Annotated in this window: 14 protein-coding genes; 1 reads left to right on the top strand and 13 read right to left on the bottom strand. The window is 57.0% G+C overall.

The features are described from left to right. Window positions 1-11: 11 nt before the first annotated feature. The 13 genes from J2X43_RS01970 to J2X43_RS01910 all read right to left on the bottom strand — a co-directional run bounded on the left by J2X43_RS01970 (window position 12) and on the right by J2X43_RS01910 (window position 14,181). Window positions 12-1,133 carry a hypothetical protein gene (locus J2X43_RS01970; RefSeq protein ID WP_310290499.1) on the bottom strand — a complete coding sequence of 374 codons (1,122 nt, stop codon included), beginning with the start codon at window positions 1,131-1,133 and terminating at the stop codon, window positions 12-14. Then, the gene (locus tag J2X43_RS01965; protein WP_310290496.1) at window positions 1,111-2,394 is read right to left on the bottom strand and encodes a hypothetical protein; all 1,284 of its coding nucleotides are present in this window, start codon (window positions 2,392-2,394) and stop codon (window positions 1,111-1,113) included. Before J2X43_RS01965 ends, J2X43_RS01970 begins: the two co-directional genes overlap by 23 nt. 16 nt (window positions 2,395-2,410) lie before the next feature. Then, entirely contained in the window at window positions 2,411-3,136 is a 726-nt protein-coding gene (locus J2X43_RS01960) for a hypothetical protein (RefSeq protein ID WP_310290493.1), read from the bottom strand. Between the two features lie 101 nt (window positions 3,137-3,237). Beyond that, entirely contained in the window at window positions 3,238-3,726 is a 489-nt protein-coding gene (locus tag J2X43_RS01955; RefSeq protein ID WP_310290490.1) for a hypothetical protein, read from the bottom strand. Further along, window positions 3,723-4,682 carry a methyltransferase domain-containing protein gene (locus J2X43_RS01950; RefSeq protein ID WP_310290487.1) on the bottom strand — a complete coding sequence of 320 codons (960 nt, stop codon included), beginning with the start codon at window positions 4,680-4,682 and terminating at the stop codon, window positions 3,723-3,725. Before J2X43_RS01950 ends, J2X43_RS01955 begins: the two co-directional genes overlap by 4 nt. Continuing rightward, complete coding sequence (locus J2X43_RS01945) at window positions 4,679-5,467, bottom strand: phosphocholine cytidylyltransferase family protein (RefSeq protein WP_310290485.1); 789 nt, start codon at window positions 5,465-5,467, stop codon at window positions 4,679-4,681. Before J2X43_RS01945 ends, J2X43_RS01950 begins: the two co-directional genes overlap by 4 nt. Further along, the gene (locus J2X43_RS01940; protein ID WP_310290481.1) at window positions 5,464-6,351 is read right to left on the bottom strand and encodes a methyltransferase domain-containing protein; all 888 of its coding nucleotides are present in this window, start codon (window positions 6,349-6,351) and stop codon (window positions 5,464-5,466) included. Before J2X43_RS01940 ends, J2X43_RS01945 begins: the two co-directional genes overlap by 4 nt. After that, complete coding sequence (locus tag J2X43_RS01935) at window positions 6,348-7,016, bottom strand: gamma-glutamyl-gamma-aminobutyrate hydrolase family protein (protein ID WP_310290479.1); 669 nt, start codon at window positions 7,014-7,016, stop codon at window positions 6,348-6,350. Before J2X43_RS01935 ends, J2X43_RS01940 begins: the two co-directional genes overlap by 4 nt. A gap of 3 nt (window positions 7,017-7,019) precedes the next feature. Continuing rightward, window positions 7,020-9,953, bottom strand: a complete 2,934-nt coding sequence (locus J2X43_RS01930; protein ID WP_310290476.1) for a PEP/pyruvate-binding domain-containing protein — start codon at window positions 9,951-9,953, stop codon at window positions 7,020-7,022. 174 nt (window positions 9,954-10,127) lie between these two features. Continuing rightward, entirely contained in the window at window positions 10,128-11,210 is a 1,083-nt protein-coding gene (locus J2X43_RS01925; RefSeq protein ID WP_310290473.1) for a DegT/DnrJ/EryC1/StrS family aminotransferase, read from the bottom strand. Window positions 11,211-11,231: 21 nt separating this feature from the next. Then, a complete protein-coding gene (locus J2X43_RS01920; RefSeq protein WP_310290471.1) occupies window positions 11,232-11,810 on the bottom strand; it encodes an acyltransferase in 579 nt (192 codons plus the stop codon). A gap of 1 nt (window position 11,811) precedes the next feature. Then, window positions 11,812-12,867, bottom strand: coding sequence for a Gfo/Idh/MocA family oxidoreductase (locus tag J2X43_RS01915; RefSeq protein ID WP_310290468.1), 1,056 nt, complete (start codon window positions 12,865-12,867; stop codon window positions 11,812-11,814). A gap of 24 nt (window positions 12,868-12,891) precedes the next feature. Next, a complete protein-coding gene (locus tag J2X43_RS01910) occupies window positions 12,892-14,181 on the bottom strand; it encodes a nucleotide sugar dehydrogenase (protein ID WP_310290467.1) in 1,290 nt (429 codons plus the stop codon). A gap of 728 nt (window positions 14,182-14,909) precedes the next feature. On the opposite strand from J2X43_RS01910, the gene J2X43_RS01905 reads away from it, so the two are divergent. After that, on the top strand, window positions 14,910-16,823 hold the full coding sequence (locus J2X43_RS01905) for a nucleoside-diphosphate sugar epimerase/dehydratase (protein ID WP_310290464.1): 1,914 nt from the start codon (window positions 14,910-14,912) through the stop codon (window positions 16,821-16,823). Window positions 16,824-16,865: the final 42 nt, after the last annotated feature.

Below are 16,865 nucleotides of genomic sequence, written 5' to 3'. Positions count from 1 at the left end.
TATTTCAGTGTTTAAGCCGATTTGGCGAGCATTCTCGAAAGTTCGGCGGCGCAGGTATCCCCGAAATGGCCGAAATTCGCCCAGGCTGCCTCGCGCTCGTCGCGGATTCTGCCGGGCCATTCCGTATCGCGTTGAGAGAGATTTCTCAATCCATCAATGACCAAATCTATCTGAGCGCCAACGACGATCCCGATGCGGTCACGAATGGCGAGTTCGATTGGAACGGTCCCGACGGCTTTCCAGTCAGGATTCAGGACCTTTGACGCAACATCGATGTAAAGCACCGGCCGCTCCCGAATGAAGGCGAACTCCATGGCGAAGCCGGAATAATCCGCAATCATCATGTCCGCCGTCCAAATTGCCCGGCTTTCCTCAACGGAGTTCTCCAGGGTAAAGGCCTCATGTCCTTGCCATCGCTCGACCAGAGGGGCGAGCAGCGCATCCCCGGCGATGAAAAACGAGGGATGCGGGCGTAGCGTCACTCGATAGCCTTCCGCAATAAGCCGCGCGATCAGCGGCTCGCCCATGGTCTCGATGATATTTCCCTTGCCCCATGAAGGTCCGATGAGGACATGTTTTCTGCCGTCGTTGGAAACGCCGTGACCAGGGCGGGTTTCTAGCAGTCGTTCTGCCTTCCCATATCCGATGAGGATAGGGCGTCGATCCCTTCTGCCGGCAAGTTGGTTCATCGCCTCAACTTCCGCGACGTGATGCGTGCCACAGCAGAAAATATCCGTGTAGGGATCGAACGTACCGGCCGGGTAGACCATATGCAGGCTCACCAGCGAATGCGGTATCGCGATACGGTGAGTGGCCTGCCTCGGCATATGCTCCGCCTTTAGTCCGCTTGTTGCGGTCACGATGGCGCGTGTCCGCAGGAACCTGAATAGGCGTGCAGGGACGTTGATATATTCACCCGCTTGAGACGTGACGAGGTCCGGGCCAGCGAGGGCACAGGCGAGGCCGCGCGCCCGCGCCGCTGCATAGGCCGGAATCACCCATTGAAGGTCAACTTGGCTACCGGCGGCAAAGACAACGTCGTATGTCCGACCCAAACGATGACGTATCAGCGCGACGGCTTGGCGAAGTCCTTGTCCGCCCAACGCGTATCTAAGGAGCTTTCCGATTGCCATCGGCTATCACCTCGCTCTCGATCAGAATTGCATTGATGTCCTTGAGTAGCAGAGCATAGCGCAGGCAGCCCAGCCATGAAAATAGCATGAAGCCGATCCACGAATTGTGCAATGCAATAGCGATGCCGAACGACAGTGCGGATATGATAAGATAGTGCAGCTGTGTCTTCAGCTCGAAATATTGTCGATTGAACGTGTTAAGCGCCACGGAAAGTGGCGTGAGATAGATCATCGCTCCGAAAAAGGGTGCGAAGATCAACGAGATCCAGCCAGCTGTCATCCACTGCGGCCCCAGAAGGAGCCGGAAGCCGATCGGATAGCTGAGTGCTATGCCCAGTGTCGCCGAGACGGCTGCGAAGAAGATCATCCGGCGTGCGCGGGCGAACTGATTGAACAACGCTTCATTCTGGCTACGGACGGCTTCCGTCAGCAAGCCATAAAAGACTTGGTATAGCGTTCCGCCAATCAGGCTAACTGGCCCAAAGCCGAAACGAAGAACATAGGCATATTGTGCGGCAAGATCGGCGCCGAACCATTTACCGATGACGACAACCGGTACGTTGTAGGCGATCAGGTTGAGGAAGTTCGACGGCAGCAGGAAAAGTGGCGCGTTTGCCGCATTTCGCAATGTTTTGGCCATGGCGGCCCAACTGCAGCTTTCGGCAAGTTCGCTCAATGGCAGGCTGAACGCCGCATATGAGACGCCGAGTACGAATACCAGGCTCGCCTGCACGGCGATCATTTCATCAATGTCTCTCCGCTGGCTCAGAATGAAGCCTGCCAGTACGCCGCTCATCAGGAGCGCCTGAAGCAACCGTGCAGAGGCAACATGGCGAAATCGGTTGCGTCGCACGTTATACATCTCGCCTAGGCGCTGGATGGCCGCTCCACTGATCCACGATGCAATTGCCGCCCAGTGACCGTATCCCGCCAGGAACGCTGCCGCAGCGGCGAGAAGCGCCATTGGCAGCGGAAGCAACCCTATTGCCTTCAGGTAGGGCCTAATTTCGTCGTCGGGGACGGCTGGTATCAGCATCTCGTAACCCAACATTGCGGCAGGCGCGAGCGTGCTGGCAATGGCGAAAAACATGCTGTAGGTACCAACATCCGAAAGCGGATAGAGCTTGGCGAGGATTACCAAGTTGAAAAGCTGGATGGCCTGGGCAATGACGGTACCCGTCATCAGAGCGCCTATCCGCTGCAAGAGCGTGGACTTTCTGAAGCGCGCGATCCATCCGCTGACAATAGAGAACTTGGTCATAGCAGCCTTCCGGGCGTCAGCGGCACAACCGGGACAGCGCGCGGTCGCGCAGCAGCCTGTGCATGGTGTAGTAGTGTCCGCCGCCATGCACCTGTGTGCTTGCCGGGAGACTGGCCAAGTCGCCGTCGCCATTTCGGCCTGGTCCCTTCAGGACATCGACAAGCAGCGAGGCTCTGAGATGTGGATCGTAGCAGTGGATCAGAGCCTCATAGAGCACGTCTGGTGCTGCATTCAAGCCAGGCCAACGAGGCATCGCATACTCGGCCGTCGCAATCAGATTGCCGGTATCGATGCCTGCATCCATATAGAAACAGCTTGCGCCCGGTTTCTCGCGCGCCAGCATGGACCAGAGCAGGCCATCCGATCCCTTCACATGAGGGACAACTCCGGGATGGATGTGCAGAATGCGGAAACCCTCTTCAAAAACCGCTGCAGGCACCCGGCCGCCTGAGCAGTATAGAAAGGTGCCTGCGCCGCAAGTGCGCATGGCCTCCCGCAAACGTGGATCGGCATAATCCTTGATGGTCAGATAATCGACACGATCTGCAAAATTCTTAAACCGGGGTTCGCGCCCTGGCAGCAGCTTGACAGGATAATCCCGTTGAAGCCGTTCCTTCAATTCGCTCGAAATGCGTACCGATCTGTTTCGCCAGTGCCTCAAAAGCATGGATGAGAGGCGTGTTCCGAGAAGGCGCTGAAGTTTGGCCGCTCTCGCACCTTCACCAACATAGTCGATCGCCAAAATGACGGACGGGCGGAACCCATGATTCTTCAAGGTCGCAAGATAGGCTTCCGTGACCGGGCAGCCGCCGCGAAACGCTAGGATGCCGAGAGGTATTGTCTTCATAACTGGTGTCGTTCCAAGGGGACCAAGGCGTCCAGTGTCGCCTCGGCGATCAAGACCAGTTCCGATGATACCTGTACGCCGGCAGGCGCAATGAGGCCGTCGATCAGTTTAAGCGCCGAGTTGAGGAACCTCGCATCGTGATGACGCAAGGCTGCGAGCAGCATAATAGCGCAAAGTTGGTTGATGCCCGCGGCAGAGAGAGGCTCCGTTGTTGCAGGCCGTGAAAGATCGCTTTCATAACGTGCATAGAGTTTGCGTGCTATCTCGATCTTTCGTCGAAGCCTATCGAGCTGTGCGTTCGACAATTGCTCCAAAGCGGGCTCGACCTGCTGGGTCAGCAAAGCCTCCAGATTGAAAAGTGAGGAAGCAGCGAGGTTAGTAACGCTGTCCGTCTCCCGCTGCATAGGTTGGCCAACGTCAATGATCCGGTCAACCAGTGCCTGGACGCGGCTCGTCTCCTCTATCTCGGCCCGGGAATTCATCATGCCTTTACATAGACCAGAGCAACGCGGCGTTGCACTTTGTCGTCTTCGCTCGCCTCGCTGAAGTAAGACGAGTCCTTGAAATATGTGCGCGCGACAGGTCTTAGCGACCAGTGCAAGCTGAACGGTCCTTGATCCCAGTGAAAGAAGCCCTCATCGAAGCGGGCCTGCAGTGCCATCCCTGCTTTCGTCGCGAATGTGTTAAGGTGCTCCTCAGTGTACTGGCGTAGATAAGTGTAATCATCGAACATCCACCGTAGCAGCACCGCGCGCGAGGCCGGGCTGAACGAGATATAAAGAAGGCCGCCGTCCTTCAAGAGCGGCGAAAGCTTACGCATCAGCGTCGGCACGTCGAGGCAGAACCCGATCGAAAAGCGGATAAAAATGAAATCGTAGGGCTCGACCCCTCCGTGGGTCTCGACCTTGGACGTGATGTCGTCGGCATTGAAATCATAGGTAAAAGTCTTGAGCTTTAGATGGTCGGTCATCGCGCGCGCTACGTCATCGGCGAATGCCGACACCAAGACATCTGCCCCAGCTTGCATTAGGTCAAACGCAAAGTAGCCAGGCTCTCCGCTGATTTCGAGAACGCGTTTGCCCTGCCAGCCATCTAGCAAGCCTTCCCTGCGCAATTCTGCCGTCACCATGTCGGATTGACCTTCCCATGGCCCACGATCTGGTGAGGTCAGCTGGTCGGAATAGTAGCGGTAAAAATCGACACCCTGTTCCTTGCGAGCCAACGATTTCAGGAAGCCGCCGAGCTTTGGCACTCCACCCAGCATGCTGCGCAGTACACGGGCAGTAGCCTCGTGTGGATAGTGGTTTTTCTGAGTACGTGAGTAGCAGCCGCATTCGGCGCAGTCATGCCAGATCGACTTGTAAGTGTCGACGATGCGGACAGATCCCGCCTTTCCACATATCGCACATGTAGTATCCGGTGATGGCCGGAGATTTGTCATGCCTGAGTTTCCTGAATGTCGTAGAATGACTTGAGCGTCCCATTTGCCGCCATGTGATGATAAAGTTCCAGATCGGTCACACTGTCCACTTCCAGCCAGCCGTTGTCCGCCGGCGAGACCTGCACGTCCCACCCCTGGTCGATCTGATACTGGATGAAGCTGGTCATGTACATGTTGTCGAAATCTTTGCCGTCGTAGGTCGCCGACCGATCCATCGCTTTGTAGAGCTGCTTCAGGTCTCGCACCTGATCCGCGCGGATCTTGATCAGGCCGATATACTGACCTTCAATGTCCGCATAGCTTTTCGGTTTTTTGCCCAGCTCAACCAGCCGCCCTTCAGGGCCCAGCTTTAAGGTCTCTGCGTCGCTCAACGGATCATCGAGCCGAAGCTCCCAATACCGTCGCCATTGGCTATCGATGGCAACCGTGGCCGCTGCATTCACCTTCATCAGTGCAGCGAGAACGCGGGTTTCGTAGACTATATCGCCATAGCAAATCAGTAGGTCCTGATTCTCGTCCATCAGGTGTTCCGCGCAAAAGAGCGTTGAAACCATGTTCGTGGATGCGAAGCGCGGATTCAGGCAAGTGGCAAAGCCGGCTGCGGCGATTTGGTCTGCGCGGTAACCGGCAACCACGGTTATGTCGCTGATGCCGAGGCGGCGTAGCGTCGTGGCCTGCCGCTTCAGCAGCGGTATGCCAGCGAGCTCGACCATGCATTTTGGCCGGTCATCCGTCAAAGGGCGCAACCGCGTACCTTGACCCGCCGCGAGAACGAGAGCTTTCAATGGTCGTCTCCTATCACTCCGGAAATTGCAGCGTCTACAATCTGGCCTTCAAGCGGCGGTCGCGGGAGTTGCCGCATCAAGTACAGTTCGCGTGTTCCTCGTGCCATCGAGCGGCAGCTATCCCACGAGAAATGCCCGCGCATTTCTTCTAGTGCCGAATAGAACTCAGGATTGCCGACATCGGCCGAGTGAGTCTCGAAGACCAAAAGCCCTCCGCTCTCCATCATCGCGTGGATTCGCAGCAGATGGTCCTGCAGCTGCACGCGATAATTCTTGTCGTCGGTCCAATGGGTCGCAAACGACAGGACAACCGAATAAAGCCGTTCCGGTCTGTAATCGAGGAATGACTGGGCAATGAGTTTTACGCGGTCGTTCAGCTGCAGGTATTCGCTACAATATTGTCCGATACGGATCATATAGGGATTGATGTCGATTCCGTCGGCGCTGCATCCCGTCCTGAAAGCGGAATAAAGTGTCATAAAGCCGCAATTGCAACCGATGTCGAGGACGTGGTCACTCGTCTTGATCAAGGCCGCGAGCTCGTAGGCATCGAATCGTTCCTCGGTTCCCCGTTCGCCGAAAATCTGAAGGATGCCTAGCGACTGGTAGGGATAACCGTGGAAATACGAATAGCTGTTATATTCGCGCCGTTGCAGGTCCAACTCGTGCCGAACCTTCTTGTGCAGTGTCGGCAGGTCAATGATGAACCGGTCCGAGGTCTGGTCGATCGTGTGCCTCTCAGTGAGACGGACTAGTTTCCGCGCCGAAACGATCAGGAAAATGCCAGACTGGTGCAGAAGCGACGCTGCCACAATCATCGAATGCCGAACGAACTTTTTGATCTTCGAAAGAGTGGGCGTTGCACCCGAAACCTGCTGGGTCATTCCGGTCTTTCCGCGTTGAACTGATTATCGTCGAGGCCGAGTGCCCGCGCCAGGAAGGCCAAGGCTTCGCTCGACAAAGCATCCTCGCGCTCGGGATGCCAGATGATGCCGGTTACGGCGGCGTCTGTGCTGTAGAACGCCTCGACCGAACGGTCGCTCGCCCAGGCCGCTGCGGTCAAGCGAGGGGCAAGCCCGTCCGCAGGGATCGCCCAGCCATGGTAGCTGTTAACGGCAGGGGGGCAGTGCCACGAGGACGGCAATACGTCGCTCCAGATAATGGCATGGCGCTGTGCTACATGGTTTGGCATTCGCTCCATCCGTCCGCCGGAGAGCTGGTTGATCATCTGTGCGCCACGGCAGACCCCGAGCACCGGAATCCCCTTTTCTGTGCAATAAGCGTAGGCAGCAGCTTCGAACTTGTCGCGTTCAGAGGCGCCGTCCGTCGCATCGGCAAGGGTTGCGATGTCGTTGCCGCCCGTCATAACCAGTCCGTCGATGCCCAGCGCCTCAAGATACATCTCGGGATTCTGAACCGTGTTTGCCAGCGGTAACGGACACCCGCCCAAGCGCTCGATCAGCCCGGTCCAGCGTTGGTCGAGCATGTCGCGCCGCTCCGAGATGCCGGATATGGAATGCGCACGCTGCGTTAGGCCGATACGTTTCATGATTCAGGTATGAACCTCTAGTTTCCGCGCCGCGCAGTCGAGCAAAATCATGCGCGCGGTGGAAAGTTGCTCAAAGCAGGATTCTCCAACGCCGATTGCGGCGGGCAGGCCAAGTTCTGCCGATCGAATCGCCATGTGCGAATTCGCGCCCCCATATTGGGTGACAAGACCGCCGATGCCGTGCGCAAATAGCCAATCATATCCAGGATCGGCGCGTGGAATGACCACAATCTTGCCGGTGAGCGGTACCGTCGTGCCGGCTTCACCATCGGCCATCACAACGATCTCGGCCAGGAGCTTGGTTTGCCCGACAAAGTTGGGCACGCTCGAAGGCCTTTCAAAGGCATCAAAATCGTCGATGCTGGTCACGAGCGGTGGAAGTTCGATGGCACAACGCAGTTCATACTCGCCGGCGCCTTCCTCTGCTCGCGCTGAAAGCCACGCTGTGGCATTCGCAGGGTGCGCACCAACACGCAGTTTGTTGAGGTCGCTCACATCGATGTGAGACAGTGCCTCGCGGTCGAGACCGCCCATCTGGCCGATGGCCGTTAGTGCTGCGCTCAGGTTGCGGCTAAAGAGGAATTTAGCATATTCGCGGCCGGCGATAGCCCGGCGGATGAAGTGTTCGAAAGCGTCAACACTGGTGTCAAGCCCAAGTGCCTGGAGCTGTTCCCCGATCTGCGTGCGAACGGCTGGGGACCAGGAATAGCTGACGCTTTGCGTGCTGCGCGCCTTGACCATCGGCTTCAGGTAGCGCTCCGGGTCGTCCGCGTAGGCATCGGAGGTGATTTCGTAGGTACCCGGCCTTAGATGTCCGTACCGGGCGACGAAGGCCTCAAAGGACAGCTGGCCCGCGTGAACATTTCCGCCGTCCTTCTCAAACATGCCGGTGACGGTTTCCAGTGACGCCAGGAAGAGGCTTGTGTCCTGAGATGTCGTGATTCCAATCCGCTCAAGCGAACGAAGCAGAGCCATCGCCACAAAGGCGCTTCTTGCTAAATGGGCGAAAGCGAGAGTACCGAAGCGGCGGCAGTCCTCCAGCAATTCGAAAGCACGGTCCAGCGGGGCCATCTCCCGCGCTACCAAGGCATCATAGCGATCTTGGAGAATATCGAGCGTCGCATAGTCACTCTCGACGCGTGTGATCCCCTCACTGGTTATGTCCAGCAGGGCGCGCTTCAAGGTGGCGATGTCGCTCGCTGAAAAGCCGTTGGGGCCAAGCCGTTCTGCCGCCATGGTCTCGAAGTCGAAAGTCAGGCAGGTGAACGCGATGTCGAACTCCACCTTGTCATGCAGTTCAGGGTGCTGTGTAAGCCGCTCCAGATAGTGATCGACCAGTCGTCCGGCCAGGGACTCGCTCAGCGTCGCCGGTATGAAAGAGTTGAAGCTTGCACGGATATCGACATAGGGGTGTCCCGCAAAGCTGACGATGAGAGGGCAGGGGCGAACATCCCTGTACCCATATTCGGCGCGTTGCCGCGCCCAGGTGTCGTCGGTGATCAATTGGCGATAGATGGACAGCGCGAGATTGCGCGGCTTCGTGCCGACAATTTCCGCGGGGTTCCAGTCCGTCATCACGCCGAAGATCGGCTTGGTGCCAACCAGTCTGCTACCGCGTGAGCTGGCGCTGTCGAACCAGCGCGCAGCCTCGTCTAGGGCAAGGTCGATCGCCTCATCGGCCGCATGGCTCGCCTTGTGGCGGACGGCCAACGGCCGGAGTTGCAGGATGTGAACAACGTGGTTTGAGTCCATCGCGAATTCGATGTCCAGCGACGTATGCCCAACGAGGTCTTCAAGCTCCGAGATGGCGCTGATGACCTTGGCAATGCGCGGATCGAGGCGCTCCGCCGAACCGAGCCGGCTTCGGCGGACGAAGAGGGTTCTGAGACCGTGAAGCCCGCCACCGGTTACGCTGTCAGTTCTGGAGCTGCTATCGTCATAGTTCAGCACGCAGTAGGGAGCCCGATGGGTGAGCGTGCGTGTGAAAGCCACGCCGCTCAGCACGACGTCGTGCAGCATTTCCTGCACCAGAACCTGGTCCGTCGACAACGACGTTCCATAACTTGCGATGACGCGCTCGACGGCTTCGGCAATCTTGTCGGCGTCGCCCGCGGGAACGTTCAGGATACTCTCGTAGCTCCCTGCATTCGACGTGACCCAGCCATCCTCGGAATGGGCGCTGCTGCGGACGATGACGGCCATACGGCCGAATTTCCCCCGCACGGCATCAAGAACAGCCTGCCTGCCTGCCTGCCAGTCTCCAGCCGTAAAGCAGACCTGCTCACCGATGATGCTTGTTCTGACCAGGGGGCGCAGCCGTTCAAGGGTCTCAGCCTTGGTCCCGAGAACGAAATGCGCCAGGTCCTGCGGCGCATTCAGTTCGGCCCAGCGTCCGCGATTTTCAACGACCTCGATGTCGAGCCCCGCCGCGACGAGCCGGTTTATCAAGCCGGGCATGTCAAGCCGCGCGAACTGTTCTGGATCTTCCTTCGCAGCCAGCGCCTTGACCGCGGCGATCGCATCGCCTGAAAACTTTAAGACCCCAATCAGCTCGCCGTCGGCATCCGCCGCATCGATTTCACGGCCGAGCGCGACCTGGCCACCTCGGAGGCGAACCTTTTCGGCACTGGCGATATCTTGGGGGGAACGGCCATCATACCTCTCGCGCCAGCGCCTATCGATGCAAAGCGTTATGCTGGCCGCGCTGTTGGCCAGGTCATTTACGATCTCGGGGGAGAAGACCGTGTCCGAGTAACAGATATAGGTGTCACGCCCGGTTCCCAGAGGCGCGGCTAACAGGGAGCCGGCCGCGGAATTGGTCTTCCAATCGGGGTTCACCGAGAAATAGATGTTGGGATACTTAGCTACGATGTCCTGCAGCCGATAGCCGCCGACGAAATGAAACTCTGAATCCCTGACCGCAGAGAAAGCCTCCATGACCCAGTCGAGAACCCGACGCGAGCTTCCTGGCGCCTGTACCAGAGCCGAAGGATACGCCCCCGAATACGGCTTCCCTGCTCCGAGTATGATGACTTGCGGCCTGTTCAACGAAATCTCCGAAATGTTGGTCCTTCGCCTGCAGCGAAGGGCCACGGGCGACGGTAGACTTGTTTAAACAGTCCTGAGGGCGGCAGCAACGCGTGCCTGTTCGTCTGCCGTTATATATGGACTCATTGGAATGCTAAGGACTTCGGTTGCCACAAGATCGCCGATCGGTAGGTAGGCATCGGGATTTGCTACGGCGGGCTGCTTGTTGAGCGGCGCCGGATAATGCACAGCGGTCGGAATTCCCGCAGCCTTCAGGACTTCTTGTGCACGCGCCCGGTCCGCGACGCGGATCGTGTACTGCGCCCAAGCACTGACGCTATGCGGCGCGATGTAGGGGATAGTCTTGACGTGCGCATCGGCGAGAAGCTCGCCATAGCGTGCTGCAACTTCCTGCCGTTTCTCCATCTCCTCTTCGAACACAGTAAGCTTCTGGAGAAGGATCGCGGCTTGAAGTGTGTCGAGGCGGCTGTTCACACCTACGCGTATGTGATGGTAGCGCCGGTCCTGCCCATGGCGGGAAATCTGGCGCATCACGGTTGCCAGTGCTTCATCATTGGTAAAAATGGCACCACCGTCGCCATAGCAGCCCAGAGGCTTGCTCGGGAAAAAGCTTGCGCAGCCAATAGTGGACAAATTGCAACTTTTTCGCTGCTTGTAGGTCGCTCCGAAGCTCTGCGCGGCATCCTCGATTACCGGAATGCCATGGCGTTCCGCGATAGCGTTGATTGCGTCGAAATCAGCGCATTGACCATACAGGCTGACCGGAATGATGGCGCGTGTTCTCGGTGTAATGGCCGCCTCGAGCAAAGCGGGATCTAGGTTGAAGTCGTTTTCCTTGACATCAACATAAATAGGCTTGGCGCCAAGAAGCGCGGCAGTCTCCGCAGTCGCTATATACGTGAAGCCCGGTGTGATGATCTCATCACCTGGTCCGACACCCAAGGCCATCAGGGCAATTTGCAAGGCATCGGTGCCATTCGCCACGCTGATGCAGTAGCGCGCGCCTGTGAAGGCACAAAGCTTCTCCTCAAGCTCACCGACCTCCGGCCCTAATATAAACTGCCCATGCTCCAATACCCGCTGGATTGCCAGATCCATCTGAGGCTTCAGGCGTTTATACTGGCTTCTGAGGTCGATAAATTCCATTGTTCACCTTCGAAGGACAACTCAATTGACAGCTACGCAGCGGCCATCACGTAGCTCGTACCTTTGGCCGGTATGTTCACAGACTGTTTGCGAATTACCGGTCAGCGGCAAGTCGAGGCGCTCGCCAAACTGGCTCATCCAGCCGATTTGCCTGGCCGGCACTCCCACCATCAGCGCGTAGTCTGGAACATCGCGATTTACCACTGCTCCAGCGCCCACAAACGCGAATTCGCCGACTGTTACACCGCAGACGATAGTGCAATTGGCACCGAGCGAGGCGCCAAGGCGGACCCGTGTTTCCCGATACTCGCTTTTGCGCTCGATGAGCGCGCGCGGATTAAAGACATTCGTGAAGACCATGCTTGGGCCGCAGAACACGCCTTCCTCTAGCGTGACATTGTCATAGACGGAGACATTGTTCTGGATCTTGCACTTGTCGCCAATGGTGACTTTATTTCCCACAAAAACATTCTGGCCCAAGGATACGCCCGCGCCAATCTTGGCACCACCGCAAACATGCGCCCAATGCCAAATACGGCTGCCCTCGCCGATTTCGGCCCCTTCATCAACAATCGCGGTCGGATGAATAGTGATAGACATTTCAGAGTTCCAACGGCAGCGAGACCGTCTTTCCGTCCCGGGCCGACCGGTATGCTGCAATGAGCAGTTCCAGCGACTTCAGACCCTCACGGCCGTCTGTGTCGGGTTCGTGGCCATGCTTCAACACATCCACGACATTCTTGTAGTAAAGCGGGTGACCGAAGCCGTACACCGATGTCGTCTGGTAGCTAGCGGTTTCGATATCCGTGTCGTAATCTTTGGGTTCGGCAAATTGCCACATCTCAATTTTGTTGACCGCGACGCCGCCGATCCGGACGGCCCCGTTCTCTCCGAGGATCGTGATGCTGCCTTCAATATTGTTGGGATAGGCGAGCATCGTCACGCTCATCGAGCCTAGCGCACCATTTCTCCAGCGGATGTTCATCACGCCGGTGTCTTCAACTTCGATGTCGCGATACGTGCTGGTCATGCACTGGACCTTCTCGACAGGTCCGATGAGCCAGTCGAGGAGATCGACGTAATGGCTTGCCTGGTTCATGAAGGCGCCACCGTCGAGCTCCCATGTGCCACGCCATTTCGCTTGGTCGTAGTACGATTGCGGGCGAGCCCAAAAAACGTTGATCTGCACCATGTGGATCTTGCCAAAACGCTTTTCTTCAACCGCCCGTTTAAGCAGTTGCAACGTCGAATTCCGGCGGTTTTGCTTGACGACAAAAAGATGAACCCCGGCTTCATCGGTGGCTCGGACCATTCGGACACCGTCTGACCACCGGGTCGCCATCGGCTTTTCGGTCATCACATGTGCGCCATGCCTGGCCGCCAGCACTGCCTGATCGGCATGTATGCCGCTTGGCGTGCAAAGCGCGACCACGTCGGGCGTTACCTCTTTCAGCATTTCACCCAGGTCACCATAGCCAGGCACTGCATATTGCTGAGCGTGGGCGGCAAGCACCTCCGGATCGATGTCGCAGACCGAAACGAGTTCTATCGCCTCAGAATGCTGTTCGATTGAGCCGAAATGGTTTTTGGCGATGCGACCGCATCCAACCACCGCTACCCTAATTTTCCGGCCCGTTATCCGCTGTATTTTGTTCACCTAAGTTGCCTTTATAGAAAGAGACTAGAGCCTGAAGAGGGTAAAGCCCTCATCTGCGGCCTTGTGACGGTCGAATAGGGATTTGAGGTCGGCGAGTACCGGCTTATCGCCCCGGCACAATGCGCGCAGATCAGCCGCTGATTTCGCGCGATATTCGTGGTGACCCACTGCAACCACGATCGAATCCACCGGATTATCCGGCGATATCGCAGCGAGATTGATGCCGTATTCCCGTTCGACTTCTCCGGGATCGGCCCAGGGGTCTTCAACAACGACCTTCGCGCCCCATTCATTCAGTTCGCGGACAAGGTCAATAATCTTGCTGTTACGGATATCGGGGCAGTTTTCCTTGAATGTCACACCCATGACACCGATAGTACTCCGCGGAACATCGATGCCGTTCTTCAGCATAAGACGGATCACGTTTCGAGCCGAGTAACGCGCCATGTTATCGTTGATACGTCGTCCGGCCAGGATTACCTGCGGGTTATAGCCGACTTCCTCAGCCTTGTGCGTGAGGTAGTAGGGATCAACACCGATGCAGTGCCCGCCAACCATGCCTGGACGGAACGGCAGGAAGTTCCACTTGCTGCCCGCGGCCTCCAGGACTTCGAGCGTGTCAATGCCTAGTCGAGCGAAGATGATGGACAATTCGTTTACAAACGCAATGTTCAGGTCGCGCTGGCTGTTCTCGATTACTTTCGCAGCCTCGGCAACTTTCAGGCTGGTCGCCTTCCAGGTCCCTGCAGTCACGATGGATCGATACAAAAGGTCAACCGCCGTGGCTACATCAGGAGTACTGCCGCTGGTGATCTTCTTGATAGTCGTAAGTGTATTGACCTTGTCCCCAGGGTTGATTCGTTCCGGGCTGTACCCGCAAAAGAAGTCCTTGTTGAATGTAAGGCCCGACGCTTTCTCAAGCGCTGGAACACAGATTTCCTCTGTGCACCCCGGATATACCGTCGACTCATAAATCACGATAGCGCCCGGTCGCATTACCGAGCCGACCATCATGCTTGCGCTGATCAGCGGGGTGAGGTTTGGACGGTTGGTCTTATCAACCGGCGTCGGTACGGTCACGATGAAGATATCGCAATCTTTCAGTGCATCCACGTCGCTAGCAAATATAAGCTGGGAGGCCTCCCGCAAACCTTCCTCGGTCACTTCCAGCGTGGAGTCCTTGCCGTCGCGCAATTCCTGGATTCTTGCTTCGTTTATGTCGAAGCCAATAACCTGTCGCTGTTTGCCGAATTCCACTGCCAGTGGCAGCCCGACATACCCCAAACCGATTACACAAATCTTGCTCTCTGCCATGTCACGTTTCTGTCAATGCGGCCCGATGGCTGCTGCTCTCAGCACAGCGCCTCCGGCACCTAGTAATTACGCGATGTCCCCCGGGACCTCGTATCAGGAGAAAGTTTCATCTCTCATGAAAGGGCAATTTTCCACACCATAACAATCATCTCTAGGATGTTTCGCGAACGGCGGGAGCGGATAGCCAAGCCATGATCTCAAGATCCGCGGCTATATACTCTTGAACCAAACAGCACTGCAAGGGTTCAGGCTAAAGCCATGTATTTTTCCTTGGCGTATTGCCGCATGGCGTGTGAGCTGATCGCCGATTCGCAGACAGGTGCCTAACTACGTTAATGTGGATCGCGATTGTGCTCCGGACACGACGGAACTCATAAGATTTCAATACATTGCCGTTTGCGAAAGGCAGACTTTCTCCAGCCTCCGGCGCCGCATTTCACTGAAGAGTGTCATTTTCGTCCAGGAGCGAGAAGCCGCTGCCCTCTGACTCAGAGCAGTATGACTCCACCAATGATAGAATTAGCAATTGGTGCCATTTCATGCCGGCCAACGCATTTTTTCGTGTGTTTACGTTCGGGAATGCGCAAAGATGCGTTGACATAACGCGCAAGTCATCGTTTGAGGTGTTTGCGCGCTGAGCGCGAAGAGGGGTAGTCACGTGGTTTGCGATTATCCGTGTTATCCGCCTATCGCGCGGCTTCCCAAAGTGTTGAGCTTGAGCCTGTTCCATGTTTGACAAATTCCTTCAAGATATCCTTGCTTTACCGCGCCCGGCAAAGCGGGTCATTGCGCTCCTGTTCGATGCTTGCCTTTGCGTTATCACTGTGTGGCTCGCGTTCTGCTTCCGGTTCAACGACTGGTACGCCTTATCGGGCATACAGTTCTGGACGATCCCGGTGTCGCTGGTCATCGCGCTGCCGTTGTTCATAACCTTTGGGCTCTACCGAGCGATCTTCCGGTTCATGGGGTGGGCCGCCTTCGCCACTGTCATTAAGTGCGTCGTGATCTATGGCTTGGTCTACACGCTGATCTTCAGCATAATTAGCGTGCCGTCGATCCCGCGAACCGTCGGAATTCTGCAGCCGATGTTGCTGCTGCTTGCCGTGGGTCTTTCACGTTTCGTGGCGCGGTACTTTCTATATGACGCATATAGCGAAATCCGCGGGATGGCGGCTCCCATCCGCACGCTTGTCTATGGAGCCGGATCACAGGGACGCCAGCTCGTCAGCGCGCTTGGTCATTCCGCCGAATTCAAGGTTGTTGGTTTTCTGGATGACGATACAGGCCTGAGGGGGATGTCGCTCAACGGCGTTAAGATTTATAGCCCGGAGAAAATCGAGCAGATCTGCGACGATCTTCAGATCCGCACGGTCCTCCTTGCCCTGCCGCAAATCGATCGCAACAGGCGCAACGAGATTCTTGAAAGACTGCGCTCGGCCAAAGTTGCGGTCCGCACCGTGCCGGATATTTCCGCATTGGCCACCGGCCAGGCCCAATTGACGGACCTGCGCGATCTTGATGTTGAGGATCTTCTCGGCCGGATCGCAGTACTTCCCAACACGGAACTTCTGGAGCGCAATGTCCGCGATCGCGTCGTGCTCGTTACCGGAGCGGCAGGATCCATCGGCGGCCAGCTCTGCCGGGAGATTGCAAAGCTTCGTCCGAAGGCGCTGCTGCTGCTTGATCAGAACGAGTTCGGCATCTACTCGCTTCAAAGCGAACTGGAAGGAGCAGACGGCGAGCAACTGTTTCCTGTTGTTCCGCTTCTAGCCGATGTTTGCGACGAGCATCGCATTAGCAGTATTGTTGCGACGTGGCGGCCATCGACCGTCTACCATGCCGCGGCCTACAAGCATGTACCGCTGGTCGAGCAGAACCCCGCCGAGGGTGTGAAGACAAATGTCTTCGGCACGCTTTCTGTTGCCAAGGCAGCTCTTGCAGCCGGAGTCGATCGGATGATCCTGGTCAGCACCGACAAGGCGGTCCGGCCTACGAATGTCATGGGGGCAACCAAGCGGTTGGCTGAAACGATCCTTCAGGCGCTGTCCGAAGGCCAGGATCGCACGACCTTTTCGATGGTTCGCTTCGGAAACGTGCTGGGATCGTCCGGGTCTGTGGTGCCCCTGTTTCGTCAGCAGATTAGCCGCGGTGGCCCGATCACGCTGACGCACGAGGAAATTACCCGGTTCTTTATGACTGTGCCCGAGGCGGCTCAGCTGGTGATCCAGGCGGGCGCCATGGCCACAGGGGGAGACGTTTACGTCCTCGACATGGGCGAGCCAGTCAAGATCATCGATCTCGCGCGCCGCATGGTTGAACTCTCTGGCCTGACTGTTCAAGATGAACAGAATCCAGACGGTGATATCAGCATTGTCACAACCGGCCTGAGGCCCGGCGAGAAGCTCTACGAGGAGCTTCTGATAAGCGACAATCCCGAGATGACCGACCATCCAAAGATCAGGCGCGCACGCGAGCAATTCTTTCCATGGGTCGAACTTTCGACGAAGCTCGACAAGCTCGCTAACTATGCCCGCGAAGGTGATGCCCAGAGCATCAAGATCGCCTTGGCCGAGCTTGCGCCCGGATATAGCCCTTTGGAGCGGGTTGTCGATCTAGTATCGCTGCGCAAGAAAGTCGTTTAATGGCCGTTCGCAATGCGAATTCGCCAGTCGGTATACGAGGTT

The organism is Rhizobium sp. BE258 (assembly GCF_031457345.1).
In the GTDB taxonomy this organism is placed as follows: domain Bacteria; phylum Pseudomonadota; class Alphaproteobacteria; order Rhizobiales; family Rhizobiaceae; genus Rhizobium.
This window is presented reverse-complemented; position numbering and strand designations above follow the sequence as displayed.